At 42.5% G+C, this 24,390-nt stretch carries 25 protein-coding genes; 14 read left to right on the top strand and 11 right to left on the bottom strand.

The window, feature by feature from the left end; translation table 11 throughout:
* Nucleotides 1-13: 13 nt before the first annotated feature.
* The 5 genes from J2X77_RS11685 to J2X77_RS11705 all read right to left on the bottom strand — a co-directional run bounded on the left by J2X77_RS11685 (nt 14) and on the right by J2X77_RS11705 (nt 3,785).
* Nucleotides 14-955: an ABC transporter permease gene (locus J2X77_RS11685; protein WP_209578996.1), complete on the bottom strand. Its 942-nt coding sequence runs from the start codon at nt 953-955 to the stop codon at nt 14-16.
* Nucleotides 956-957: 2 nt separating this feature from the next.
* Entirely contained in the window at nt 958-1,929 is a 972-nt protein-coding gene (locus J2X77_RS11690) for an ABC transporter ATP-binding protein (protein ID WP_310080860.1), read from the bottom strand.
* 8 nt (nt 1,930-1,937) lie between these two features.
* Entirely contained in the window at nt 1,938-2,792 is an 855-nt protein-coding gene (locus tag J2X77_RS11695) for an NEW3 domain-containing protein (protein ID WP_310080862.1), read from the bottom strand.
* A 174-nt stretch (nt 2,793-2,966) separates the two neighbouring features.
* Nucleotides 2,967-3,260 carry a hypothetical protein gene (locus J2X77_RS11700; RefSeq protein WP_209578999.1) on the bottom strand — a complete coding sequence of 98 codons (294 nt, stop codon included), beginning with the start codon at nt 3,258-3,260 and terminating at the stop codon, nt 2,967-2,969.
* Nucleotides 3,261-3,338: 78 nt separating this feature from the next.
* Nucleotides 3,339-3,785, bottom strand: coding sequence for an Hsp20/alpha crystallin family protein (locus J2X77_RS11705; protein WP_209579000.1), 447 nt, complete (start codon nt 3,783-3,785; stop codon nt 3,339-3,341).
* 234 nt (nt 3,786-4,019) lie between these two features.
* Between J2X77_RS11705 and J2X77_RS11710 the strand changes: the two genes are divergently transcribed.
* Entirely contained in the window at nt 4,020-4,271 is a 252-nt protein-coding gene (locus tag J2X77_RS11710; RefSeq protein WP_209579001.1) for a hypothetical protein, read from the top strand.
* 55 nt (nt 4,272-4,326) lie between these two features.
* Nucleotides 4,327-4,929, top strand: coding sequence for a hypothetical protein (locus J2X77_RS11715; RefSeq protein WP_310080865.1), 603 nt, complete (start codon nt 4,327-4,329; stop codon nt 4,927-4,929).
* Between the two features lie 100 nt (nt 4,930-5,029).
* Here J2X77_RS11715 and cobA read toward each other — a convergent pair whose 3' ends face one another.
* Nucleotides 5,030-5,791 (bottom strand): uroporphyrinogen-III C-methyltransferase, encoded by a 762-nt coding sequence (cobA, locus tag J2X77_RS11720; RefSeq protein WP_310080867.1) that lies wholly within the window; start codon nt 5,789-5,791, stop codon nt 5,030-5,032.
* 197 nt (nt 5,792-5,988) lie between these two features.
* On the opposite strand from cobA, the gene nirB reads away from it, so the two are divergent.
* Genes nirB through J2X77_RS11740 form a run of 4 tightly spaced genes read left to right on the top strand, consistent with a single transcriptional unit; the run spans nt 5,989 to nt 10,147 of the window.
* On the top strand, nt 5,989-8,505 hold the full coding sequence (gene nirB / locus J2X77_RS11725) for a nitrite reductase large subunit NirB (protein WP_310080870.1): 2,517 nt from the start codon (nt 5,989-5,991) through the stop codon (nt 8,503-8,505).
* Nucleotides 8,506-8,538: 33 nt separating this feature from the next.
* Entirely contained in the window at nt 8,539-8,886 is a 348-nt protein-coding gene (gene nirD, locus J2X77_RS11730; RefSeq protein WP_310080873.1) for a nitrite reductase small subunit NirD, read from the top strand.
* A gap of 41 nt (nt 8,887-8,927) precedes the next feature.
* Entirely contained in the window at nt 8,928-9,740 is an 813-nt protein-coding gene (locus J2X77_RS11735; protein ID WP_209579006.1) for a formate/nitrite transporter family protein, read from the top strand.
* A gap of 5 nt (nt 9,741-9,745) precedes the next feature.
* On the top strand, nt 9,746-10,147 hold the full coding sequence (locus J2X77_RS11740; RefSeq protein WP_310080875.1) for a hypothetical protein: 402 nt from the start codon (nt 9,746-9,748) through the stop codon (nt 10,145-10,147).
* A gap of 67 nt (nt 10,148-10,214) precedes the next feature.
* Here the strand turns inward: J2X77_RS11740 and J2X77_RS11745 are convergent, their stop codons facing one another.
* Nucleotides 10,215-10,907, bottom strand: coding sequence for a Crp/Fnr family transcriptional regulator (locus J2X77_RS11745; protein WP_310080877.1), 693 nt, complete (start codon nt 10,905-10,907; stop codon nt 10,215-10,217).
* A 233-nt stretch (nt 10,908-11,140) separates the two neighbouring features.
* Here J2X77_RS11745 and J2X77_RS11750 point away from each other — a divergent pair, with 233 nt between their 5' ends.
* Both J2X77_RS11750 and J2X77_RS11755 read left to right on the top strand, forming a co-directional pair.
* The gene (locus J2X77_RS11750; RefSeq protein ID WP_310080881.1) at nt 11,141-11,506 is read left to right on the top strand and encodes a hypothetical protein; all 366 of its coding nucleotides are present in this window, start codon (nt 11,141-11,143) and stop codon (nt 11,504-11,506) included.
* Nucleotides 11,507-11,741: 235 nt separating this feature from the next.
* Nucleotides 11,742-12,266: a hypothetical protein gene (locus J2X77_RS11755; RefSeq protein ID WP_310080883.1), complete on the top strand. Its 525-nt coding sequence runs from the start codon at nt 11,742-11,744 to the stop codon at nt 12,264-12,266.
* Nucleotides 12,267-12,282: 16 nt separating this feature from the next.
* On the opposite strand, the gene J2X77_RS11760 is transcribed toward J2X77_RS11755, so the two are convergent.
* Nucleotides 12,283-12,837: an SMI1/KNR4 family protein gene (locus J2X77_RS11760; protein ID WP_310080885.1), complete on the bottom strand. Its 555-nt coding sequence runs from the start codon at nt 12,835-12,837 to the stop codon at nt 12,283-12,285.
* A 233-nt stretch (nt 12,838-13,070) separates the two neighbouring features.
* Between J2X77_RS11760 and J2X77_RS11765 the strand changes: the two genes are divergently transcribed.
* Nucleotides 13,071-13,595: a hypothetical protein gene (locus tag J2X77_RS11765; RefSeq protein ID WP_209579011.1), complete on the top strand. Its 525-nt coding sequence runs from the start codon at nt 13,071-13,073 to the stop codon at nt 13,593-13,595.
* Between the two features lie 11 nt (nt 13,596-13,606).
* Here the strand turns inward: J2X77_RS11765 and J2X77_RS11770 are convergent, their stop codons facing one another.
* Together J2X77_RS11770 and J2X77_RS11775 are read right to left on the bottom strand one after the other, a co-directional pair.
* Nucleotides 13,607-14,521: an AraC family transcriptional regulator gene (locus J2X77_RS11770; RefSeq protein WP_209579012.1), complete on the bottom strand. Its 915-nt coding sequence runs from the start codon at nt 14,519-14,521 to the stop codon at nt 13,607-13,609.
* A 67-nt stretch (nt 14,522-14,588) separates the two neighbouring features.
* Nucleotides 14,589-15,440 (bottom strand): SDR family NAD(P)-dependent oxidoreductase, encoded by an 852-nt coding sequence (locus J2X77_RS11775; protein ID WP_209579013.1) that lies wholly within the window; start codon nt 15,438-15,440, stop codon nt 14,589-14,591.
* 209 nt (nt 15,441-15,649) lie between these two features.
* Between J2X77_RS11775 and J2X77_RS11780 the strand changes: the two genes are divergently transcribed.
* From J2X77_RS11780 to J2X77_RS11800, 5 genes are all read left to right on the top strand, one after another.
* The gene (locus tag J2X77_RS11780) at nt 15,650-16,111 is read left to right on the top strand and encodes a redoxin domain-containing protein (protein ID WP_209579014.1); all 462 of its coding nucleotides are present in this window, start codon (nt 15,650-15,652) and stop codon (nt 16,109-16,111) included.
* Between the two features lie 2 nt (nt 16,112-16,113).
* Nucleotides 16,114-16,623 carry a thioredoxin domain-containing protein gene (locus J2X77_RS11785; protein WP_209579015.1) on the top strand — a complete coding sequence of 170 codons (510 nt, stop codon included), beginning with the start codon at nt 16,114-16,116 and terminating at the stop codon, nt 16,621-16,623.
* A 67-nt stretch (nt 16,624-16,690) separates the two neighbouring features.
* Nucleotides 16,691-17,515 (top strand): alpha/beta hydrolase, encoded by an 825-nt coding sequence (locus tag J2X77_RS11790; RefSeq protein ID WP_310080890.1) that lies wholly within the window; start codon nt 16,691-16,693, stop codon nt 17,513-17,515.
* Nucleotides 17,516-17,750: 235 nt separating this feature from the next.
* The gene (locus J2X77_RS11795) at nt 17,751-20,987 is read left to right on the top strand and encodes a TonB-dependent receptor (protein WP_310080893.1); all 3,237 of its coding nucleotides are present in this window, start codon (nt 17,751-17,753) and stop codon (nt 20,985-20,987) included.
* 12 nt (nt 20,988-20,999) lie between these two features.
* Nucleotides 21,000-22,766, top strand: coding sequence for a RagB/SusD family nutrient uptake outer membrane protein (locus tag J2X77_RS11800; RefSeq protein WP_310080895.1), 1,767 nt, complete (start codon nt 21,000-21,002; stop codon nt 22,764-22,766).
* A gap of 115 nt (nt 22,767-22,881) precedes the next feature.
* On the opposite strand, the gene J2X77_RS11805 is transcribed toward J2X77_RS11800, so the two are convergent.
* Nucleotides 22,882-24,288, bottom strand: coding sequence for an alpha-L-fucosidase (locus tag J2X77_RS11805; RefSeq protein ID WP_310080897.1), 1,407 nt, complete (start codon nt 24,286-24,288; stop codon nt 22,882-22,884).
* Nucleotides 24,289-24,390: the final 102 nt, after the last annotated feature.

Genomic DNA, 24,390 nt, shown 5'->3' on the forward strand with positions numbered 1-24,390 from the left:
TAATAAAACTTTCCTAATTCCGAATTTCTCTTCGCATAAAAATGAAATAGGACCAGGCAAAGCAGATCATCATGGCTGCTGTAAGCCCACTGATCTGCGGCCATACCATCAGGAAACTCTCGCGAAAGGAAAGTGGTGCGGGAATGGCGCCAACCATCTGTTCCATGGCGATGGGGCCAAGGCTGCGTACCGATGGCATTAATAAGGTTGTAGTGGCATCGGTGTAAAGCTGGCTGGGCGATAGGCGGAGCAGATTAAGAATGAGTTCGTTGTAGCTCAGGTATTCCTGCTCTGAAATGTAATTGGGATTGGGTAAAAATGGCCGTATGGCCAAGTTGACCAAAATCGGAAAAAATACCGTAAAAAATAGCCAGATGCCGATGGCTGTCAACGCTGAAGTTGCCGGCTGCCTAAAACGAATGGAAAGTAATATCGACAGACTGAGCCAGAAGGCAACGTATAGTATGCTGATCAGGGTGAATCCTAAGATGCGCAGGAGTTCCTGTGGTTCTATCCGCACACCTGTGCCGATTAGTCCTCCCCCGATCATGAGCAATACCAGTGCGGTAAATAGGGTGCTCACAACAATCAGCGGAGCAAGAAACTTGGAAATTAAAAGGCTGTCGCGATAGATCGGCTGTGCCACAAGTCGTGTTAAAGTGCCGCTGTTATACTCGGCATTAATGGCATCAAAGCCAAGGGCTATACCCAATAGGGGAGCCAAAAAATTCAGAAACACATGGAATGGAGGGATCGAGTTATCCGTAGTTGTAAGCAGCTTGAGGTAAAGGAATGACTGGTCGGGATCTTTCATATTACCGACAGCTTCTTTAAGTCCTGAAGATGAAACATACAGGGATGCGCCAAATGTCAGTACAATCAGCAGGATCAGCACGATAAAGCGCCAGCTGCGGATATGTGTGGCAACCTCCTTATTGATCAATACATTCATCATTTTTATAATTTACTATTTTCGAAATACGTATGATAGATTTGGTCAAGCGCATAATCATTGCGCTGTACAGAAACAATTGCAGCGCCATGCTGTACCAGGATGCGGACGGCATCGGCGGTGTTGTCTTTTTCTGATTTCAACTTAATACTGTCGCCGTCTAAAGAAAGAGTCCGAAGCCCGGGGAGTTCTTTGAGCGCCGACTCAAAGCGTTTACTGTCGCCACTATTTTCGAGCATGATAACTGTACTGACGCCTTCTTGTTGCTGGAGGTTGTTGGCCAAGCTGTCGATGGAACCTTCGACCAACAGTTTACCGCCTACAAAGATACCCACTCGATCGCAGACGCGTTGTACTTGATGAAGATGGTGCGAAGAGAGCAGTACGGTAAGGTTCTGCTCTTTGCTGAGCTGTTTGATCAGTTCCAAAAATTCGTCCACACCTTTGGGGTCAATACCCAGAGTCGGCTCGTCGAGGATAGCAACGGCGGGTGCTTTGATGAGCACTTCAGCCAGGCCGAGTCGCTGTTTCATTCCACGCGAAAAGGCAGCGGTTTTTTTGTGCATTTCGTTTGCCAAGCCCACTGTTTGGAGCATTTCCTGCGACTTTTTGCGCGCTTGAGCTCTTGGTAGCCCATTGAGTTCCGCGATAAAACTTAAGTTTTCCAAAGCGGTCATTTCGGGATAAAAACCCACATTGTCGGGCAGGTAGCCTACCTTTATTTTGACAGCGATGGGATTTCTTGTGGCATCATGTCCGCAGACGTAGGCTGTACCAGAGCTCGGCTCGGTAAGTCCGAGCATCATTAAGATACTTGTCGTTTTACCTGCTCCGTTGGGCCCTAGAAGTCCAAAGATTTCACCCGGATAAATCTTTAGGTCCAAAGCGTCCACTGCTTTCGTTTTGCCATAGCTCTTTGTCAAACTTGACAGTTGAATAATAGGATCCTTCATGTTGAGAGTCTTTGGGATTATCAAATCAGGATTTATCTTCTTCCATATTTTCGGATGAGATAATATATCAGTCCTATTGCCATGAAGATGACCAATAGTCCGATCCAGCCAGAAAGTAGCGAAGTTTTAACAATAATGCGAAACGAAAGATCTGTAGTGCTGTTGGCAGACTTGACATCGAATTTAGCAGCATAATCACCAGCGATTGTTTTATCCGGAACTTTAAGATTTACTTTGACATCAACTGATTTTCCCGCTTCAAGTTGCTTGATTGTAGCTGGTGTGAATGTGGCTTCCCAGCGGGTGGGCAGTTGCGATCCCAGTTCCAAGGTGTTGAGGGGAAGTGTTCCTGTGTTTTTAAGTTGCAGGACAATTTCTTTGTTACTGCCTGATACGACTTCATCACTGAGCCTGCCGGTAGGTGTAGTCATCTCCAGCGCATAAGATCCTTTTACGACAGCTTCCAATTCCAGTTGGAAATTGTCTATCGGTGAAGTTGCTTTAAGAGGAATTTTATATTTATCGGGTTTAGCGGTAATTGGGCAACTAATTTCGATGCCGATTTCTTGCGTTTTGCCCGGTTGCATCTGAATAGAGGTTACGAGCGATCCATCTACGCGATAGCTGATCTGCCAACCTTGCGGTAGCTGTGCATCTAAGTTGTAAATAAGGGTCTGGCTACTTGCGTTGGTTAACGTGGTGTTGTAGCGGAAGGGCTCATTGCTGGGAGCTTCGATATTGAGCAACCTTGCTTCGAAGCGTGATTTGCTGGGAGCGGCTACCTGCGCTGAGAGGTAAAAACTGTTTGCAAGCACCACAAGTGCAGCAAGAAAAGGCCTGAAAGATAGACTTGGGCGTTGGTTTGTAATTAGTAATTTTGTAAACATGATCCAATAACTAAAATTTATGTTTTAAGATAGAATAATAGCTTTCAAAAAATGCCGGTTCGGATTCCTGTGATTTCTTGAGGAAAAAACCGTGGCCAAATTATAAATCGATTGGAAGAAAATCAAGTTTTCCTTAAAAATTTATTGTAAAAAATATGTTTGAATCCAACTGTGCTATTCCAGATTCAATGCGCGAAAAGCTTTTTTGATAATTGCTTTGGTGTTGTCTGCAAGTTCGTCCAAGGTACAATTGATGGACCGAACCGGAATTTGTATGCCCGCTTCTTCATGGAGTAACAGGTCGATGCGCAACAATCTGTTCGGTGAATGTTCGGTCGAACCGAGCAATTCATTGAAGAGTTCGTCGACAATTTTGGGGCAATTGCCGAGGTCAAAAGTAGCAAGCTTAATGTAACTATCCTTGCAGGGAATATGCACTTCAATGCTATAATTGTTCAATCTTTTCATGATTTCGGTAAGTTTGGAAAACAAAGAAGTTGGTCCCCGTTCTGGAGACCAACAGCATACTAGTTGGTATTATAGGACTTAGGATATGTAAATTGTTCGAGGTTCCTTTTGTTTGGCTTCCTCTTTTTTTGGAATTGTCAGTTTGAGCATACCATTTTCATAATGAGCCTCGATGTTATCCTGATCCACCACATCTTTTGGCAATTCGAAACTCCGTTGGAAAGATTGATAGCTGAATTCCCGACGCGTATAATTGTCTTTTTGTTCTTCATGCTGCTCTTCCTTGGCGGAGGAAATGGTTAGAAGATTGCCATCAAGCGTAATTTTAAAATCCTCTTTGGCCATTCCTGGTGCTGCCACTTCAACTTCAAAGTTGTCGCCATTTTCCTTGATGTTTACTGCTGGGACCGTGGTGCTGGTAGGCGAGTAGTTTTTGTTGCCCCAGTTTAAAAGTTCACGGTTAAAATCATCAAACATGGGCGAGAACATCGATAAATTGTTCCAGTTTCTTTTTGCTAATTTCATGATAAACCTCCTTTTAATTAAGTGAAAACAACTTATTAAAATTAAAATTTTCAGCCGGCCGACTGTATCCGAACAATTGCAAAAAAAATACCATGGTGAAAAAGCTGAAATTTTTTCATGAAAACTGAAATTTTTGCATTTTTACTGACAAAATTTAGGTAAGAGTTGTCCGTTTAAATAATTATATTCGCGTCAAAGAGATCAAGTGACTAACCTGAAGATCGAATAAACCGCATGGAAGAAAAGAAATTAAATGAATTGACCAATGAAGAGTTGTTGGTTCTCAAAAAGAAATCCAAATCCACTAAAGTAATCAATGCTTCGATCATTGGATTTTGTGTGGGTATCGCTGGGTATAGCCTGTTCGTTGCCGGAATTACATGGCCGACGATTTTTCCACTGGTATTGGCTGTAATTGCCTATAAATATCTTGGTAAAAATGAAAAAGCTTTGGATGCAGAATTGAAATCCAGAAATCTCAGTTAGAAAAAAGGAAAACGATTACCGTTTCGCTGTTGTTTAATTTTTAAAAACAACAGCTATGAGAAGAGAACAAATAGAGGCATGGATTGCGCAGGGCTACAATGTATTGGATCATCATAAACCTAAAGTTGTGGAGGGTGATATCTGGGCGTATCTCAATCAATGCGATGGGCAAGGTACCGATGTATATGCACTTTCTGAACTGCAAAAATGGTCGGACGGCGAGCTTGCACAGATGGAACTGAAAAAATATGTCGATCACTGTGGGCAGCTGGGCGAGAAGTTGTTTCTTCGTAATGAAGCAATCCGAAATAAAGAATTCGATAAATATGAGGCCTTTTTGAAATTGTTTTTTGCTGATAGTGCTGAAAAAGACATGGAGGAGGTCAAGTTTCTGGCTGATCGTATAAAACGGGTGAGTAAAGAAGAAATGGAAAAATGGGTGGTGTCAAATTATGTAAACGTGCTGCTATCTGATCTCCATTATCTGGACTATGGCGCTATTATCAACGGCATGGTGCTTCCTTCAGAAGAGGTTTTTATGTATACAGAAAATGGTCTCAATGAAACCATAGATTGCCACGTAACTCCCATGGAGTATTTCTCCCATACTGATCATGAAGATTACTGGATCAATCCAATTGTAAAGAAAGCATTATAGCTATGTATTATAAGAATTAAAATAAATTATATATCTGCTGGTATGTGACATCGTTATTCTTGTAAAGTGATGGCGTGCTGAAATTGACAGAGCTATAGCGCTAGATAATGTGCCGCTGCTCGGCAGCTACCGCCAATGTATGCTGCAAGTCTACAACCGCTCCGATGACGATAATTGCCGGATGCCCCATGTTATGTACTTTGCTTATCATGACAATATCCTTGACTTTGCAGCATACTTGTTTTTGCTGTGGCAAGCTCGCATGCTGTATAATGGCAGCTGGTGTTTCCCCTTTTCCGTATAGTACGTAGGTGCGTGCGATTTCGTCGAGCTTACGCATTCCCATATAAATGACTACGGTCGATCTGCTTTGAACGGCGAGCGGCAGATCGGCAGAAAGTGTTCCATCTTTTTTCATACCCGTCAATGCCCATACCCCTTCACTTACACCACGGTGTGTTAGCGGAATGTCGTTGAGTCCAGCGCCTTGCATGCTGCTGATGCCCGGAATGTAGCTGATGTTAATAGATCGGTGTTGTACGGTGAGCCATTCTTCAAAACCACGTCCAAAAAGATAGGGATCTCCGCCCTTAAGTCGTACCACTCTTTCGAATTTGCTACAATAATATAAGATAAGTTCATTTATATCCTGCTGTGGGACGTATTTTCCATATGGATGTTTTCCAACATAGTGTTTTTTACAGTTTTTGTCTGCTATTTGTAGGATTTCCCTATTAATTAGGTTGTCATATAAGAGTACTTGAGCATTTTTTATCGCTTTATAAGCTTTTATTGTCAATAATTCTGGATCTCCAGGTCCGGAACCTACTATAAATAGGGTTTTTTGCTTTAAATTCTCCATTTTATTTATTTTTCAATCGTTTATATCTATAAAAATAATAAATAATATGATAAAAATCATGTTTTAATGTATTTTTAATGTGTTTTTTATGAAAAAGTGTTATAAAAATCATATTTATTTTGATTTTTTAATTTTTTATTCCATAAATTAGTCTTGTTGAAACTATAAATTGATTTTTATACAATAAAAACAGGATCATGGATAAAAAAAAGGTTGTTATTGTCGGAAATGGGATGGTCGGTAATAAGATTTGTGAAAAATTAAAGCAGAAATCGAATGATTTAGATATCGTTGTCTTCTCGGAAGAGCAAATTCGAGCCTATGATCGTGTGCATTTGACTGATTATTTTAAATATTCTTCAGTTACTGAACTTTTTTTGTTGAAAAATGAGTGGTACACTGAAAATAATATAGAAATCCATCTAGGTGATCCCGTTGTCGGTATAAATGTTATAGAAAAAGAAGTTGCATCTCTAAAGGGGATTACCGTGAAATATGATTATTTAGTTTTTGCAACAGGTTCTGCACCTTTTGTTCCTCCAATACCTGGTATCGACAAAGAAGGTGTATTCCTCTACCGTACAATTGAAGACCTGGAATTGATTAAAGCATATGCGGCTAAAGTCAAGACAGGCACAGTTATGGGTGGGGGACTTTTAGGACTGGAAGCGGCTAAAGCATTGGTAGACCTTGGTCTTAAAGAAACGGCTGTGATTGAATTTGCCCCGCGTCTGATGCCCCGTCAGATTGACGATAATGCCAGTAAACTTTTGCAGCATAAGTTAGCAGCATTGGGTTTGACTTGCCTCTTGCAAAAATCCACAAGCCAGCTGTTGGGTGATCATCATCTCACTGGAATCGCTTTTAACGACGGGACCTCGCTGGAGACAGATCTATTGGTAATATCTGCTGGTATACGTCCTCGTGATGAGCTTGCCAAGAAAATAGGCCTTGCGGTCGGCGAGCGCGGCGGAATACGAGTTAACGCACAGATGCAGACCTCGGATCCTGCGATTTATGCAATCGGCGAATGTGCCTTGGTGGAAGATATGGTCTATGGACTGGTTGCACCGGGTTATGAGATGGCTGAAATTGCGGCGGCTCATATCGTAGGTGATATCAAATCCTTTAAGGGGTTTGATATGAGTACCAAGCTAAAATTGATGGGAGTTGATGTAGCGAGTTTCGGAGATCCTTTTATCAGCGAACCTTATGCGCATACGATCGTACTGGAGGATCGCAATAAGGGGATTTATAAGCGGTTGAATATCAGTACAGACGGCACGCGCCTACTGGGCGGGATACTCGTCGGAGAAGCTGCAAGTTATAACATGTTGCTTCAGACGGTTAATAATAGTTTGCCATTGGCAGAACACCCAGAACTTCTCCTTTTTGGGCAACAGCGTGACAGTAAAGCGCCTTCTTCTGGTGTGGAAGCTCTTCCGGATGATGCATTGATCTGCAGTTGCGAAGGTGTCACCAAAGCCGCAATCTGCAATGCGGTGGCCACAGGAGATTGTGAAAATGCGGATGCAGTAAAGAAATGTACCAGAGCGGGGTCGGGATGTGGAGGTTGTGTGCCTATGGTCAAAGACCTGGTCAACTACACCATGAAACAGCAAGGAAAATATATTCGGAGTACCATCTGCGAGCATTTCGACCTGAGTCGCCAGGAACTTTATGATCTGATCAAGATCCACGAACTGAAAAGTTACGATCGGGTGTTGGATGCACTGGGACATGGGCATGGATGCGAAGTCTGTAAACCTTTAATCTCTTCCTTGCTTGCCAGTCTCTGGAATGAAATGATTTTGGGAAAGGGCAATGATGTGGCTCAGGACAGCAATGACCGTTACCTGGCCAACATACAGAAGGGCGGGACGTATTCAGTTGTTCCGCGTATTCCAGGAGGTGAAATTACCCCCGATAAACTGATTGTAATCGGGGAGGTGGCTAAGAAATACAATCTGTATACAAAAATTACTGGTGGACAGCGCATCGACTTATTTGGTGCACATCTCAATGATTTGCCCTTTATCTGGGAAGAGCTCATTACTGCAGGTTTTGAGAGTGGACATGCTTATGGTAAGGCGCTTCGGACCGTTAAAAGCTGCGTTGGAAGTACCTGGTGTAGGTTTGGGCTGCACGACAGCGTTTCTTTTGCGATACGGATAGAGGAACGTTACCGTGGGCTCCGCGCGCCACACAAGATTAAGTCAGCCGTTAGCGGCTGTATACGTGAGTGTGCCGAGGCTCAGAGTAAGGATTTTGGAATCATTGCGACCGAAAAAGGATGGAACCTCTATGTTTGCGGCAATGGCGGTAGTAAGCCGCAGCACGCGTTATTATTGGCATCGGATATTGATAGCGAAACGTGTATTCGTTATATAGACCGTTTTCTGATGTTCTATATCCGCACTGCAGACCCGCTGACGCGAACGGCTACCTGGCTCAACAAAATGGAAGGCGGAATAGATTATCTCAGGAATGTTGTGGTAGGGGATAGTCTGGGGATGGGTGATACGTGGGAGCAGGATATGCAGCTACTCGTCGACAGTTATCGCTGCGAATGGAAAGCAGCTGTAGAAGATCCTGAAATTCGAAAACGCTTTGTTCATTTTGTAAATGCACCTGATGAGAAGGACGATACTGTTCGCTTTGAAAGTTTTCGCGGACAGAAGAAAGCCGCCGATTGGAACATTAGGACTTATTAAATAGCGAATCGCTAAACTTTTTAATGAAATCATATGAGTACGAAAATTGACATGCAATGGCTGAAGGCTTGCCGGATAGAAGATGCCATTGAAAACGGTGGAGTCTGTCTTAAATTAAACAACGAGCAGGTCGCACTATTCTATTTCGCCCGTCGCAACGAGTGGTATGCTACACAGAATGAATGCCCGCACAAGCGGCAGATGATTTTAAGTCGCGGAATGCTGGGGTCTTTGGGAGAGACGCCTAAAGTCGCTTGTCCGTTTCATAAAAAAACCTTTGCCTTAGATACAGGTGAATGTCTTTCGGGAGACGAATGCGCAATAAAGACCTATCCGGTAAAGGTGGAGAACGGGAGTGTGTTTATCGGAATGACCGCTTAGGTAAAAAAAAGTTAATCGAAAATCTTATTAAACAAAATACGATGGATTATATCAGCCCCAAAGAGGTAGCAAGTGCGATGATGAACACCGCTATCTACAAATCTTCGCTTCCGATCAAAGACCTCTTGATACGGGGAGCGCTGTCAGGTGCCTTACTGGCAATTTCTGTTACTCTTGCCCTATTGGCTACTTCCCAGACCGGGTTGGGTTTAGTTGGTGCATTTGTTTTTCCAGTAGGATTTGTGATTATTGTCATCCTCGGTCTCGAACTGGTGACGGGAAGCTTTTCTTTGGTACCATTGGCGTGGTTTGAAGGAAAGATCAATTTTAAAGCGATGGTCTCAAATCTTTTCTGGGTTTTTCTAGGTAATTTACTGGGTAGTGTACTCTTTGCGATTTTGTTTTGGGCTGCGAGCACGGAGACTGGTCAATTGAGCCAGCTTGGAAACATCGAACATAGTCTGATGCTAATCAGTGAAAAGAAAACACTTGGATACAGCGCCCATGGTGCTGCGGGTTTGTTTTCGGCTTTTGTCAAAGCCATTCTATGTAATTGGATGGTGTGTATGGGTGTGGTGATGTCCATGACATCGAAGTCTACGCTTGGAAAGATATTGGCGGCGGGTATTCCGATCTTTATATTCTTTGCTTTAGGTTATGAGCATGCTGTGGTCAATATGTTTGTGATTCCCGCAGGAATGATGTTTGGAGCAAAAGTAACGATTTCCGACTGGTGGCTGTGCAATCAGCTGATTGTTACGGCTGGGAACATTGTCGGTGGACTGCTCTTTACTGGGATGGCCATTTATTACACGTATCATCAAAAAGAAAAAGTGTCGACTTCGCAAACTTAAATTTTATGGATCAAATGAAAAAACTGTTGACGGTATGCTTGCTGTTGATGATTAGCAGTCAGATGTATGGTCAGGAAAAAATAGTAAAAGGCAGTCTATTTGAAGGAATTGTTGTGGCAGGATATGCTGACCATGGTGCCTACATCAATTGTACGGGGCCAGCGTTGAAATATACATTCGCACCCAAGAGCTGCCTATTGGTCGGTTTATTGCCTAGCTTAAAGCTGAAAGAAGATCAGGTTGATCCGGGGAAGCCAAAGAACTCCTGGATCACGCCCTCTCTGGGATTTGGTTTAACAGCTGTATTCCGACATATTGCCATTCAGTTGCCAGCATTCTATACCGCAAAAACGAGTGCTGCTGATGGTAAATGGAGGTTGGGAGTCGGTATGGGGTATAAATTTTAAGGTGATGTATTTTTAAGGGAATATATGATTTGGGGAGTCGTTAGCCGTCATGGACGGTTTCGCTCCCCTATTTTTCTTCTGATAGATCCTGTAGAAGCTGGAGGTTTTTAATAAAAATATCTTTTTTGTCCATCATGATGGCTCCTAATTCGATAAGTTCGCTCAGTGTACGATATACGGTCTCGTACGTAGCGCCTACGTAGGAAGCTAAGTCTTTTTTGCTTAGGGATAACCCAATATATCCATCCTTATGTTCCTCGCTGAAAACACGGTGAAGTAACAATAGGCTCCAGGCAAGACGATTTTTAACAGCGAGCTGTGTCAGGCGGGTCATCTTTTGTTCAGAAAGATGTAGTTCGTCGGCAAAAAACAACATCAACCGGTAACTCAGCTCAGGATTTATGCGTAGTGTGGACAGGAAGAACGGCATTTCGACGAAGCAGAGCTGCGACACTTCCAGGGTTGTTGCAGAAATAGGGTACACAGTTTGTTCGGTACTCACCCCACGATGGCCAACGATATCCCCTTTTTTTGCAAATCGTACAATGGTTTCTTTATCCCCGAGATTGCGATGAACTTTGACAAGTCCCGACTGGATGAAATAAATTCCCCGAACGGATTCTCCTTCGGTGATAAACTGTTCACCTTTTTTTAATTTGATATTCTTCCGATGAAGGTCGATCTGTCCGAGCCAGTCTTGTAAGACATAACGGCACATGAGACAGGAGTGGTCGCAGGTATTTACTTTTTTCGATTTCATCAAAATCTAATTTGTATAGTGAGACGGTATTTTGTCGGTCCAAAGGTATTACCTATTCGTTTAAATTCCTATATTACCTTTTATAAAAAAAGGTATATAGGATGTTTTAAGGTCCGAATATATGGAATTCGATGAACAATTGCATCTGAATTTTAATTGGTGCGTTGTTAACACATTCATTTGAAATCAGCATTTATTGTTTTCTTCGGTTTAGTGTAAAGACCAATAGTATTATGAGGCTAAGGACTTATTTAATTTTTGTTGCTTTTTGTTGTATGTTGACGCTGTTTTTATCCTGTGGCTCCAAAGAGAAACAGCGGGAAAAGGAGTTACGGATTTTGTTCAGTCGCGAATTCGTTGATGAGCAGTATGGTCAAGAAAGTTACTTGAGTGATTCTTATAGAAATCATGCGGTTGATTTTTTTGCGGCCAAGAATGATACAGTTCCATTAGCGAAATGGGATATTCTTCTTGATGAAATGGATAAGTTAAAGCGGTACAGACCTGAAATGAATGATATGGGGCATAAACATAATTATTGCTCGAATCTAGAGATTGAGTTTTTTATCATGAAAAATCCTTATGTCAATTATGTTTGAATCCAGATAATAGAACTTTAAGGCTGAATTATTTGGTGTATGAGCCTTCTCCTGATCTGATTTCTTTTTTTTATCATTATATTTCGGCAGATTCGGCAGCTCTGGCTTCGAGTGGAAAAAGCAACTATGTGAAAAAAGTAATGTTTAATGATCGGAGTCTAAAGTGAACGCGGCGAACCAACACCAATGGATGCGCGGGAAGCGAATTGCTTAAAAAATAAGAAGTTATATAGTTATGGTGAAAAGAAGAGAGATAAAGATTTTACAACTGTTTACTGTTATTTTTTGTGTGTTGTTCTTGAGTTGTAGCCATCATGTCGAAAAAAAGCTGGAGGCAGTAATTGATGATCCCAAAGACTTGGAACTGCCTCGGAACGTAGCTGATTCGCTTTGGCGTCGAGCAATTAATGCAGGAGATTTCAAGGCTTATAATGAAGTGTCCAATAATTATTGGCTTCTCTTAAAAATGCCTGAGTTATATTATTATGCCCAATTGATGGCAAATAGACACGAATGCCCAGAAGCTTATATGGATCTTTATGATATGTTTTCATGGGAAGAAACGATAAATGGAATCGAGCTTGCAGGCAAGGATAGTATTTCTAGGAATCAGTCCCTAATTTATGTGCTCGGGGCTTATGAGCTCGGCGAAGAAAGTGCGCTTTCTTATATTCATAAAGAGTTTGGACATCGTGTTCGACCTCCAAAATCGATTACCTATTTAAAGAAAATTCAAAAATTCTACGAAGAAAAAAAATGAGTGCGATGAGTTTCTGTTAGCCCACCTTAAACCGTTTGGGGTATTCGCCTGTGGTATCTAGGCTGAAAAAATCATCGAATTTTTCTTGAGGCGTATGGGCATAATAGTCGTTAATTAGCCCTAAAAATCCTTCGAGGTTAGGTGCAATAACATTCCGTTCATTGTCTTTATTCCAGTATTCAATCAATTGACCTGCCTGTCCCGTAAAGATTCCACCTAGATCATAGCAGATGTAACTTCCACCGCCGTTGTGCAATATAGGGATCCACCTTTCATTCCACCAGTTTTCGATTTCAAAGTCCATACCAATCATATTTGTCAGTTCCTGCGCTGTATCGAGCGCCTCTTCTAGTGGGATGAAAGTCGAATTGTTAACAAATGCTTCATAACTTGTATTGCGTTGCCCATTTTTCCAGCGATAGAACGCTTTAAGATCATGAGGTATCTCAATATCATATTTCTGTTCAAGGGCCCTAAACTCTTCTGCCGATAACGGGGATTGTAGATCGGTATACAGTTCAGGTCTTAGCTTTTGGATATAACTGTCTAATGTCGCTAGCGTCTGTTGCATAATCGTCGATTTTTGATGCATTCATAAAGTTAGTCATAATTGCCTGAGTATGCGAATTATCATGTGCGCTAAGGATCGTCAGAAAAGTTAAAAATGTTAATAATTATTTAATGGGAATTAGTGTAAATTTATGTCAGCAAAGAGCTGTAGCTATGTTCATCATTGGATAAAACGATAGCGGATGTTCAAGTGTTATTTATGCAGTTATCCTTTTTATAATTTACTGAATACGGATGAAAAAGATCGAACTAGTCCCACTTGTTGGGATTCAAATTGAAGGTATTGGTCCGGTTAATTTAGGTGCGGGCCGTGCTGAAGTTCAAAGTGTACTTGGTACTCCTTCAGATGCGCTGGACGACCAATATTATTATGATGAACTCGAATTGAGACTTGATTTTAATGATCGGGGAACATTGGAATTTATAGAAAGCATCAATGGACCCAATCCGGAAAAAACGGAGATCAGTATCTATGGTGTTAATCCATTTCAGGTGGAAGCTACTGAACTTGTAACGATCTTAACGGATAAAAACCAGGGTGAGGTCGACGACGCTGAAGCAGGATATTGCTATACATTTTTGAATAGCTCCGTTGGTGTCTGGCGACAGATGACCGAAGAGGATGTGCAGGAAGAGATCGAAGAAATCAAAGCCGATGGCGAATACGAAGATAATGCAGATATGCTATTGGAGGATCTTGAAAAATCAAAATTCTTTTGGACGATAGGCATTGGCTTAGCAGGCTATTATGCAGACTAAATTGAAGTAATTTATTGAAAAAATTGCCTAAACTCAACAGGACTCTGCTGGGTATTTTTTTTGAATACCTTACTGAACGATTGCGGATGCTCAAAGCCCAGCTCATAAGCAATCTCACTAATAGAGCGTGTACTTGTGCTTAGCCGCAATTTGGCGTACTCAATCATTTTATGCTGAATATGCTGTTGGGTATTTTGCTGTGTATAGATACGCAATAGGCTGCTGAGGTAGTTGGGCGATAAATTAAGCTGTTGTGCCAGAAAGCCGACCGTTGGAATCCCATGTTTCTGTAGCATATCCTGTCTGAACTGTGCAGTCAGCAACTGCTCAAATTTAGTGACCAGCTCCTGTGTGGATCGCTTTCGGGTAATAAATTGCCGTTCATAGAATCGCTCGGCATAAAGAAGTAGGCGCTCAATCTGTTTTAGAATCAGTTCGCGGCTGAATTTGTCAATGTTAGACTGATATTCCTTTTCAATATTCTGGAGAATGTCGACGATCACGGCTTCTTCTTTGTCGGAAAGAAAAAGCGCTTCATTGACTTGGTATTGGAAAAAATCGTACTGGTGAATATGTTTTGCCAATTCGCTGTTCCAGAGGAAATCGGGATGGATCAACAGGATCCATCCACTGGGTTGCGCCACTACTTCCTGATTGATTTCTACTTTTAAAAATTGTAAGGGTGATACAAAGGAAAGAATACCCGAATCAAAGTCATAGTGCTGCTGACCATAGTTAAATCGGGCATTCACATTTCGCTTTAAACCGATCGAATAAAAATGTTGTATCCAATTCAATTTGTTGTCATTAACAGGATAATGTACCTGACTATAGTCAACTAAGCTGATTAACGGATGTTCTGGCTTGGGCAGACCGCAAAAGCTGTGAAACTCCGATAAGGAATGAAAGCGAAATGTATTCTCCATACGTGTAAATTTACTTATTTTCTTTTATTGGCAGCTAATGTCCTTGTTGTAAACAAAGTGCTATGGATTATTTGGCCGATTCGTCAAAACCGGTTGATACTGTATAACTTTTCCACTTTTCAATCTCTGCTGTCAACATGTTGATTTTATTTTTTGCCAGTTCATACGCATCCTGGCCCAACAGAAAATGAACAGGAGGTTGTTCCAGTTTGCTCACCTCGATCAATAGCGTTGCAGCTTTTTGTGGATCGTTTACTTGGTTGCCATTGATCTCGTGCAGGTGCGTGGCTTCGCTTTCACGGGCGGTGATGTACGCTGCGATTGGATTGGCTGCGGTTTGTAAAGAACCTTCGGATAGAAAGTCGGTTCTGAAGTATCCCGGATATACTACAGTTGTATGTACACCAAAAGGTTCCATTTCGGTCGCCAGGGCTTCGCTAAAACCGGCTACTGCGAATTTTGTGGAACAGTACACACCAAAGGCTGGGTAATTACCAACCAGACCGCCGATCGAGGCTATATTGAAAATGTGTCCCGATTGCTGACCGCGCAGATGGGGGGCAATATGGCGTATGACATTTAGTGAGCCGAAAACATTGACCTCGAAGTTGCGGCGTGTTTCTGATTCGCTCAGTTCTTCAAGTGCGCCGGTCTGACCATAGCCAGCATTATTGACGAGCACATCAATTCTTCCGAAATAATCAACAGCCGAAAGTACTGCGCGGGCAACATCTTTGTCATTCGTAATGTCTACTTCTAGCGGTAAAAAATTTTCAACGTCACCAATTTCATTTTCCAATGCCTTTTTTGTCCGCGATGTGGCAACGACAAGGTAATCCTGAGCAAGCAGCTCTTTAACTAAACTAAGCCCTAATCCTTTAGAGGCACCAGTGACAAACCATACTTTTTGTGATTTCATGTGTTTCTATTTCTAAATAAAAGAATAGTACAAAGGTGGTGAATCTCCGTACGACAGATGTAGGCAGATCAACGAATGTTGTAGCCAGATCGGGGATAAGGTGTTTTTTCTTTAAAACAATTTTTGCTTTAGCGTGCTTTATTTAATAGTGATACCAATACTATCTAGACTGGTATCTCAAAAGATGGTTAAACTCTAAAGACGTTAATATGTTACAGAAAAATGATGTTGCACCCGATTTTACCTTGTATACAACACCGGACCAAAAAATTAAATTGTCGGAATTCAAAGGACACAATGTGATACTGGCATTTTATCCGGCAGACTGGAGTCCAGTGTGCAGTGATCAGATGGCCTTGTACAATGAAATGCTTAAGTATTTTAAGAAGTATGATGCCGAAATCATGGGCATTTCCGTTGACAGCAAGTGGTGTCATATGGCATTTGCAGAATCGCGTAAGCTTCATTTCCCGCTCTTAGCTGATTTTGAAGGCAAAGGTGAGGTTGCCAAGAAATATGGTGTTTACGACGAAGAAGAAGGCGAGTGCAAGCGCGCACTTTTTGTGATAGATAAGGACGGTGTTATTGCGTGGAGTTATTTATCGCCTACCGCTGTTAATCCAGGAGCTGACGGTATTATCGAGGCGTTGGAAAATCTTAAATCAAATTAACTATGTCATTAAAACCAAAAGTCAGCAGCGCTGACCATATACTAGGTAATGGTCAAGCCGATTTGACCATTGTCGAATATGGCGACTATCAATGCCCACATTGTGGAACAGCTCATCCTATCATAAAAGAAATGATGGCTGAACTCGGAAGTCAGATCCGGTTTGTCTTCCGCAATTTTCCGTTGTCAGAAATGCACCCTTATGCCAAATCCGCGGCGCTGGCAGCGGAAGCAGCTTCACTTCAGGGCAAATTTTGGGAAATGCATGATGCTATCTTTGAAAATCAAAATGCCCTCAATGACGAATGGCTCCTGGATATGGCCCAGAAGCTGGATTTAGACATGGATAAATTCAGATCGGCCCTAAAAGATGAGTCGTTATTAGACCGTGTGGAAGGAGATTTTGAAAGTGGTATGATGAGTGGAGTGAATGGGACGCCAACGTTTTTTGTCAATGGCCAGAAATTTGACGGCGGAGCGGAAGATCTGGTACACGTGTTGGGCGAAAGCTAAGTGTATCAAGTGACGGGTTGCAATTCAAATATTAAATAACAGAAATAAGAAAGTAAAATTATTCATCATGGGAACATTTAAAGTTCAAGACGGAACAGAAATTTATTATAAGGACTGGGGTAAAGGGCAACCGATCGTTTTTCATCACGGCTGGCCTTTATCTAGTGATGACTGGGATGCGCAACTAATGTATTTTCTTCAAAAAGGATACCGTGTGGTTGCGCACGATCGCCGTGGACACGGGCGTTCGACACAGACTGCGGACGGGAACGATATGGATACCTATGCATCAGATATTGCGCAGTTGGTAGAAACATTGGATTTAAAAGACGCTATTCATATTGGCCATTCAACCGGTGGAGGCGAAGTGATTCGTTATCTAACCAATCACGGTACAGCGCGTGTTTCAAAAGCTGTGTTGATCAGCGCAGTTACGCCTACGATGGCTAAGAGCGCAACCAACCCCGATGGCGTGCCCATGGAAGTGTTTGACGAAATAAGATTGAATACTGCCACACGTAGGCAGCAATATTTTCAGGACTTTACCCTTGCTTTTTATGGCTATAATCGCGACGGAGCGGATGTGAAACAAGGTGTAATGGACAACTGGTGGCGACAAGGGATGATGGGGGGCATAAAAGCTCAATATGATTGTGTCAAAGCTTTTTCTGAAACCGATTTCACTGAGGAACTAAAAAATGTAGAAATTCCTGTACTCGTCCTGCATGGTGAGGATGACCAGATCGTGCCGATCGATATAACAGGTAGAAGAGCAGCGGAGCTGGTAAAAAACGGTACATTGATTACTTATCCCGGATTCCCACATGGAATGCCTACTACAGAAGCAGAAACCATTAACAAAGATATTCTAGCTTTTATTCAAGAAAATTAAAGGAGTTTAATCTCCTGGCCAAAAGGCATGGATATAAACAGAAAGAACTGCTCACTAATGGGCAGTTCTTTCTGTTTGTATTAACCAAAAACTAAATTTATATGAAATAATTCCTTGCATAATCTGTTTAGTAGTTGATATTGGTGGTATTAATTAAATATTTATTAACATTACGGTAAATTATAAACCAAGTCAAAGTGCCAACTTTGGTGCAAAATTCTAAACCAGATTAAAAATGCAAAAGACATTACTAATCAGTATGGCATTGAGTCTCTCGTATCCCACTTGGGCTAACGTAGAGCGTAATCATGTCAAATTGGCTAAAGAAACGCAAGATGTTGCAGTTCAGTTTACCGTAAGAGGGGTGGTAAAAGGCAAAGAGGGAACATTCTTGTCCGGAGTCACTATCACGAATTTAACTAGCCAAAAAAACACTTCAACAAATGGTGCAGGTCAGTTTGTGATCGAAGCCAGTGTAGGGCAAAAACTCAAATTGACGGCCATAGGCTACAGTGAAAAGATCGTCAATGTGACAGGTGGGCAGATCGATGTCACCATGGAATCCAAAGACACTGAGCTGGAAGAAGTCGTGGTGGTCGGTTATGGGACTCAGAAAAAAGTGAATCTTACCGGTGCTGTAGACCAGGTGGGTTCAGAAGCTTTTGAGGGACGCGTACTGGGCAATGCAAGTCAGATGCTTCAAGGGGTAATTCCCAACCTAAATGTAACCCCGGCTGATGGTAAACCCAATCGGGCGCCAAGTTTCAATATCCGTGGTACAACTTCTATTGGTCAGGGAGGGAGTGCACTTGTTCTTATCGATGGTGTCGAAGGGGACCTTTCCGCTATCAATCCCAATGATATCGAAAGTGTAACGACACTGAAGGATGCCGCTTCATCGGCAATCTATGGTTCCCGCGGGACGTTCGGGGTTGTACTTGTCACAACCAAACGTGCCAAGTCCGGAAAAACGTCTATTAACTATTCGGGAAGTGGCTCTTTTCAGAAACCGATCGCTTTACCCAAATTTGTGACGGATGGCTACGAATATGCTTCGCATTTCTTTACAGCCTATAATGCCTGGAACAATTATTCCTCTATTCCGAGCAAGCTCAACAAGACACAAATCTTTACAACGGATTGGCTGGAGGAATTTAAGAGAAGAAAAGAACAGGGAATTACGGAGCAGGTCACGGTGGATGATAAGGGCAATTATGTTTACTATGGTAATGAGGATTATTATGGCATGCTGATCAAGGACAATACCTTTGTCCAGGATCATAACCTCTCTATCAGCGGTAATTCCGAAAAAATGGATTACTATATTTCTGGCCGTGCTTACGATTATAACGGTATGTACCGCTATAATAGCGATAAATATAAGACCTATAATACACGTGCAAAAGCCGGACTTCAGGTGACAGACTGGTTGCGGATCAGCAATAACATCGATTTTAACTACGCCAAATACAGAGATCCTTCCACAGCGGGTGAAGGTGGTAATATCTGGCGTAATATTGCCGATGAAGGACACCCTTCTTCACCAATTTTTAATCCTGACGGATCAATGAGTTTCTCGGCAGCTTACACCGTAGGGGATTTCATCTACGGCAAAAACGGTACGAATACAGCCAATCAGGATCTCCGCAATACTACGTCTTTTGAAACCAAGTTTTTAAACAATACTTTCCGCGTAAAGGGGGATCTGACTTTCAGAAACCGTGATTTTAGTTCGGTAAGGGTTCGTGTGCCTGTCCCATATAGCACGCAGGAGGGAAAAATGCTGCGGTTGGAAACAAGCATGAATGATAATATTTATCAGGTAGACCAACGTTACCGTTACTTGTTCGGAAATCTTTACAGTGAATATGAACGTACAATAGGTGACCATTACTTTAAAGGTTTGCTCGGTTATAATTATGAGCAACGGACTTATAATTCAACCTATATCACCAAGACCGGTCTGCTTAATGACGACGTAGAAAATATCAACTTGGCAGTAGGGCAGAATACCACAGCAACGGCGGGATATAACAAATACCGCAATGTCGGTGTATTTATGCGTGCCAATTACATCTTCAAAGACCGTTATCTTTTTGAATTCAATGGCCGGTACGATGGTTCATCCAAATTTCCGACCAACCAACGGTGGGGATTGTTCCCATCTGCATCCCTAGGCTGGCGTATATCGGAAGAGCCTTTCTTCCAGGTGGACAAAAAGGCGCTGTCTGATCTGAAGCTCAGAGCCTCTTATGGTTCCTTGGGTAATGGTAATGTGGATCCTTATTCCTATCTGGATATCTACGAAATCAAGATTATGGACCGGGTGCTGAATGGTCAGAAACCTGCCTATACCTCGGTGCCTAAAGTTATTCCGGATAACTTGACTTGGGAAACCGCGCGTACGGCCAATTTAGGTCTTGATCTATCTTCGTTAAATGGGAAATTGACCTTTACCGGAGATATCTATCAGCGCAAGACCCTCAATATGTATACCCTTGGTGTCGCATTGCCGGATATTTTTGGAGCGGAGTCACCAAAAGGAAACTATGCGGATATGACAACCAAAGGTTTTGAACTGAGCTTGACTTATAAGGATCGATTCGACCTTAATGGCAGTCCGTTTAACTGGTCTGTGCGCGGAACGCTGGCAGACTATAAATCCAACATAGACCGTTATGAGAATAAGGAAGGTTTAATCAAAGACGGTTCCTATTACGAAGGACAGCGGATTGGTGAGATCTGGGGTTATGTAACCCAGGGATTATTCCAGAATCAGGCGGAGATTGATGGAGCAGCAAAACAAAAACTGATCAAATCGTCCAACAATGGAACGATCTATCCGGGAGATGTCCGTTTTACGGATCTCAATGGCGACGGTGTGATTGATTATGGAAACAATACGATCTACAGTCATGGTGATAGAACGGTCATCGGTAATGCCGATCCAAGGTATATCTATAGCTTTAACCTCAATTTGGACTGGAAGGGGATCTACTTTTCTTCATTTTTCCAGGGAGTAGGGAAGCAGAACTGGTATCCCAGCAACGAGTCGATTTTCTGGGGACAGTACAATAGACCTTATAACAATTTACCGGAATGGCATCTCAATAATTACTGGACAGAAGATAATCCGAATGGTTATTTCCCACGTTATGCCGGCTATAACGAGTCTATTAAAACAACACCCCAAACGAGGTATCTGCAAAATGTGGCCTATATTCGGATGAAAAACTTACAGATCGGGTACAGCTTTCCTAAGTCTGTGACAAACCGATTAAAAATCAGTAGTCTTCGTGCAGGCCTATCGGGTGAAAACCTATGGACTTGGTCACCGCTTTACAAAAAGACGAAGGATCTCGATGTCGGCAACCTGGGCAAATCGGATCCTGAAATCGGGACAGGGTCCGGTGACGGATTTAATTATCCGATCATGAAGAGCATCAGTTTTAACTTATCTATTGGCTTATAGTTTTATATTAACATGAAAAGATTGTTTTATATACCTGTTGTTGCACTTTTGTTCAGTTCTTGCGAACTGAATGAGCTGCCAAAGGCAGGAGCTACCGAAGAAGATATCTTTGGTAGTGAAAGTGGATTAAAAAATTACAGTAACTCCTTCTATCGGAATATCACTTCGGGAAGTGACGCTTATAAGGGCGATGCAATGGCCGATTATTCGGCCGTAAACAGCCTTAATGATTTTATGGTCGGTGGCGCTTATAGCGCGGAAATCAGTTCGGGCTGGTCGTGGACGACTTTACGCAATATCAATCAATTGATCGCTAAGTGCAACAGTCCCAAATTGACTGATGCCATAAAAAATAATTATATCGGTCTGGCCCGCTTTTTTAGAGCTTGGTTTTATTATGAAAAAGTGGTGCGTTTTGGCGATGTGCCTTGGGTAGATCATCCGCTGGCAGTGGATGAAACAGATATACTCAGGGCACCACGCGATTCGCGCGAGGTGGTCTTGAAGCATATCATGGAAGATCTGGACTTTGCCTACACCAATATCACCAATACGGGAGGCGACGGCAGTACGGTTAATAAATGGACAGCACTTGGTCTAAAAACAAGGATTGCACTATTTGAGGGTACATTCCGTAAATATCATAAACTCAATCTTGCTACACAGCCGGAGGTGTTTTTTCAGATGGCAGTAGATGCTGGAAAGATCGTAATGGAAAATGGCCCTTATGGACTTAATATCTCTGCAGATCCCAAGACCTCACAGCGGATGCTGTTTACAAGCAATGTACCTGTGACCAAAGAGGTTATGCTGGCTGTAACCTTTAGCAAGGATCTTGCGCTGTTGAATGATGCGAATTGGTGGTGGACGTCGGCTACCTATGGCCCCCGTCTGAGCTTAGTAAGACCCTTTATCAATACCTTTTTGAATGTTGATGGTACCCCTTATACGGATAGACCCAACTTTCAGACGGAGGAGTTCTATGAGGAATGTCAAAATCGCGATTTGCGGCTTGCACAGTTGATCCGCACACCGGGCTATTCGCGTAATGGACAGGTGGCGCCTCCAAATTTTGCGAGTTTCACCTATACAGGTTATCAACCGATTAAGTATACATTGGATGATTCGTATTATGACAACGGCGGGTATAATACGAATGCTGTGCCGCTAATGCGTTATGCGGAGGTGTTGCTAAATTATGCCGAAGCGAAACAGGAACTCGGTACCTTTACTGATGCGGACTGGTCTAAAACCATTGGTGCGCTACGAGTTAGAGCAGGGATCAGTAGTGGAATCAACAGCTTGCCGACAAAAGTTGATAGCTATCTGAAAAATACATTCTTTCCTGAAGTAAACAGTCCTGTGCTTTTGGAAATCCGCCGGGAAAGACAGGTAGAGCTGGCGCTGGAAGGATTCCGTTTCAACGATTTGAAACGCTGGAAACTTGGACCGCTAATGGCCAATTTACCTTGGACAGGTATCTATATTCCAGCGTTGGATAAATTGATTGATATCGATCATAACGGTACACCTGATGTTGTCTTTTATGACGGCAGTAAATCTGCTCCTTCGATCACTGTCCCTGCAGGAGTGGCCAAAGTGGCCATTGGAGGCAAGAGCACCAACTTCCAGACGATGACTTCAGACAATCACCTGGAATGGTTTAAAGCTGTTAAGCGTACTTGGGACGACAACAACAAACAATACCTTTACCCAATTCCGTCTGCAGCAATCGTGTTGAATAGTAATTTGACGCAGAATCCGGGTTGGAGCAAATAAGCATTATTTGATCCGTTTTGGAAATCCACGAGAGGCCTCTTGCTATAAACAAGAGGCCTCTGATTTTTCGATAGGCGAACGATATGATATTTAGGCTAAAATATGTAAAGAACTGTTATCGACGCTCCTGATATACCCCAATTTCATGAACGACAGCGCGATCTTTTTCAGGTTTGATGCTGAAACGTAATTTTTGCCCCAATACTTGGTCAAAGCGAAAGATCTTGATGCGCCCCTGCTGCACGGCTTTGGCTGCGATAGGTTGCCATTTACCATCCTTCAGGTAAGATAGACTGTATTGTGCAGGATGATCTTTTCCTTCGGTAATAACGACACTGTTGAAGCTTTTGCTGCGTTCAAAATCCATTTCATACCACAGCTCCCCCTGAACGAGCGGGTTGGAGACCCAAGCGCTTCCAAAGTTATCATCGTTAGCAAAATCCATGATATTCATATCGTCACTCCAGCTGCTGTATGAAGGTACTTGCTTAGCGATATTGTGGTCGACAATAGGAGCTTGGTAGCTGGGTAAAGTGCTGTAGTTGGGCCTGTTTTTATACAATGTGCCGATTTTTTTCAAGGCATCGAGCGCATTCTGATCCACGAGACCATCACTGTTTGGAGCTACATTAAGCATAAAGTTGCAATAGGCACTGTTGTAGGGGATAATGAATTTCTGAACCAGCTCATTGACATCCTTAACGGCAGTATTTGGGAATGAGGTTTTCCAGAACCAATTCTGCTGCAAGGGAAGGCAGGCCATAGCAGGGAGTTTGTTGTGTTCTTTGGAAATAAATTGCCCCGCTCCTTGTTCGTACGATTTGATATCTGTATAAAAGAGGGCATCACCGGGGTATTTTGCGGAATTGAGATCCATCAATAGGCATTTGGGCTGTAATGATTTGACAAGGTAATAGATGTCATCGAAAGGAACATCGTCGTAAGAAATGCGTGACCAAGGGGCATCCCAGCCATCAATCACCAATGCGTCGATTTCTCCATATTGGGTGAGCAATTCGGTTAGTTGATCTTTGATCAGCTGGATATGGGCTTTGGTAATGGTGTGTGGCCGTATACCTTGGTGCATATCCAGTATCGAATAATACAACATTACCCGAAGGCCATTTTTGCGAAAGGCTTCAGTAAACTCCTTGACAACATCACGGTGTAAAGGTGTATTCATGACGTTGTAGTCTGTGGTTTTGGTGTTCCAGATCGGGAAGCCACTGTGGTGCTTTGTTGTCAGGCAGCCGTAACTCATATTTGCCGATTTGGCCGCTTTGGCCCATTGATCTGCATTGAGTTTGGGCGATTTAAACAATTCAAGAGCAGCATTGGGATCGGACCAGTCCTGTTCCATAAAAGTTGGCATACCATAATGGATAAACATGCCAAATCCTAGATTGACAAAATCGAGCTGGCTCTGCTCGAGTACTTTTTTTGAAAAACTGGTTTGCGCAAATAGGCTTTGGCCCAGCAGGAGGTAACATAGACAGAGTAGCGTCTGGGAAATTTTGGACATAATTTGCTAATTTGTTAGGCTGTAAAGATAGGACAAGGAGGAGTAACTTGTGTTTAACAGAAACCTAATGAAAGCCTAATAAAAGCCTAATGGTATCTTGGA

The sequence above is a fragment of the Sphingobacterium sp. 2149 genome (assembly GCF_031455655.1).
Taxonomy (GTDB): Bacteria; Bacteroidota; Bacteroidia; order Sphingobacteriales; family Sphingobacteriaceae; genus Sphingobacterium.

Excerpts from the sequence above, each read along its gene's own strand:
- J2X77_RS11710 (WP_209579001.1), top strand. The coding sequence starts at position 4,020 with ATGGAAGAAAAGAAATTAAATGAATTGACCAATGAAGAGTTGTTGGTT.
- J2X77_RS11745 (WP_310080877.1), bottom strand. The coding sequence starts at position 10,907 with ATGAAATCGAAAAAAGTAAATACCTGCGACCACTCCTGTCTCATGTGC.
- J2X77_RS11750 (WP_310080881.1), top strand. The coding sequence starts at position 11,141 with ATGAGGCTAAGGACTTATTTAATTTTTGTTGCTTTTTGTTGTATGTTG.
- cobA (WP_310080867.1), bottom strand. The coding sequence starts at position 5,791 with ATGGAGAATTTAAAGCAAAAAACCCTATTTATAGTAGGTTCCGGACCT.
- J2X77_RS11770 (WP_209579012.1), bottom strand. The coding sequence starts at position 14,521 with ATGGAGAATACATTTCGCTTTCATTCCTTATCGGAGTTTCACAGCTTT.
- nirD (WP_310080873.1), top strand. The coding sequence starts at position 8,539 with ATGAGTACGAAAATTGACATGCAATGGCTGAAGGCTTGCCGGATAGAA.
- J2X77_RS11780 (WP_209579014.1), top strand. The coding sequence starts at position 15,650 with ATGTTACAGAAAAATGATGTTGCACCCGATTTTACCTTGTATACAACA.
- J2X77_RS11800 (WP_310080895.1), top strand. The coding sequence starts at position 21,000 with ATGAAAAGATTGTTTTATATACCTGTTGTTGCACTTTTGTTCAGTTCT.
- J2X77_RS11700 (WP_209578999.1), bottom strand. The coding sequence starts at position 3,260 with ATGAAAAGATTGAACAATTATAGCATTGAAGTGCATATTCCCTGCAAG.
- J2X77_RS11785 (WP_209579015.1), top strand. The coding sequence starts at position 16,114 with ATGTCATTAAAACCAAAAGTCAGCAGCGCTGACCATATACTAGGTAAT.
- nirB (WP_310080870.1), top strand. The coding sequence starts at position 5,989 with ATGGATAAAAAAAAGGTTGTTATTGTCGGAAATGGGATGGTCGGTAAT.
- J2X77_RS11685 (WP_209578996.1), bottom strand. The coding sequence starts at position 955 with ATGATGAATGTATTGATCAATAAGGAGGTTGCCACACATATCCGCAGC.
- J2X77_RS11790 (WP_310080890.1), top strand. The coding sequence starts at position 16,691 with ATGGGAACATTTAAAGTTCAAGACGGAACAGAAATTTATTATAAGGAC.
- J2X77_RS11715 (WP_310080865.1), top strand. The coding sequence starts at position 4,327 with ATGAGAAGAGAACAAATAGAGGCATGGATTGCGCAGGGCTACAATGTA.
- J2X77_RS11775 (WP_209579013.1), bottom strand. The coding sequence starts at position 15,440 with ATGAAATCACAAAAAGTATGGTTTGTCACTGGTGCCTCTAAAGGATTA.
- J2X77_RS11755 (WP_310080883.1), top strand. The coding sequence starts at position 11,742 with ATGGTGAAAAGAAGAGAGATAAAGATTTTACAACTGTTTACTGTTATT.
- J2X77_RS11695 (WP_310080862.1), bottom strand. The coding sequence starts at position 2,792 with ATGTTTACAAAATTACTAATTACAAACCAACGCCCAAGTCTATCTTTC.
- J2X77_RS11740 (WP_310080875.1), top strand. The coding sequence starts at position 9,746 with ATGGATCAAATGAAAAAACTGTTGACGGTATGCTTGCTGTTGATGATT.
- J2X77_RS11795 (WP_310080893.1), top strand. The coding sequence starts at position 17,751 with ATGCAAAAGACATTACTAATCAGTATGGCATTGAGTCTCTCGTATCCC.
- J2X77_RS11735 (WP_209579006.1), top strand. The coding sequence starts at position 8,928 with ATGGATTATATCAGCCCCAAAGAGGTAGCAAGTGCGATGATGAACACC.
- J2X77_RS11765 (WP_209579011.1), top strand. The coding sequence starts at position 13,071 with ATGAAAAAGATCGAACTAGTCCCACTTGTTGGGATTCAAATTGAAGGT.
- J2X77_RS11805 (WP_310080897.1), bottom strand. The coding sequence starts at position 24,288 with ATGTCCAAAATTTCCCAGACGCTACTCTGTCTATGTTACCTCCTGCTG.
- J2X77_RS11760 (WP_310080885.1), bottom strand. The coding sequence starts at position 12,837 with ATGCAACAGACGCTAGCGACATTAGACAGTTATATCCAAAAGCTAAGA.
- J2X77_RS11705 (WP_209579000.1), bottom strand. The coding sequence starts at position 3,785 with ATGAAATTAGCAAAAAGAAACTGGAACAATTTATCGATGTTCTCGCCC.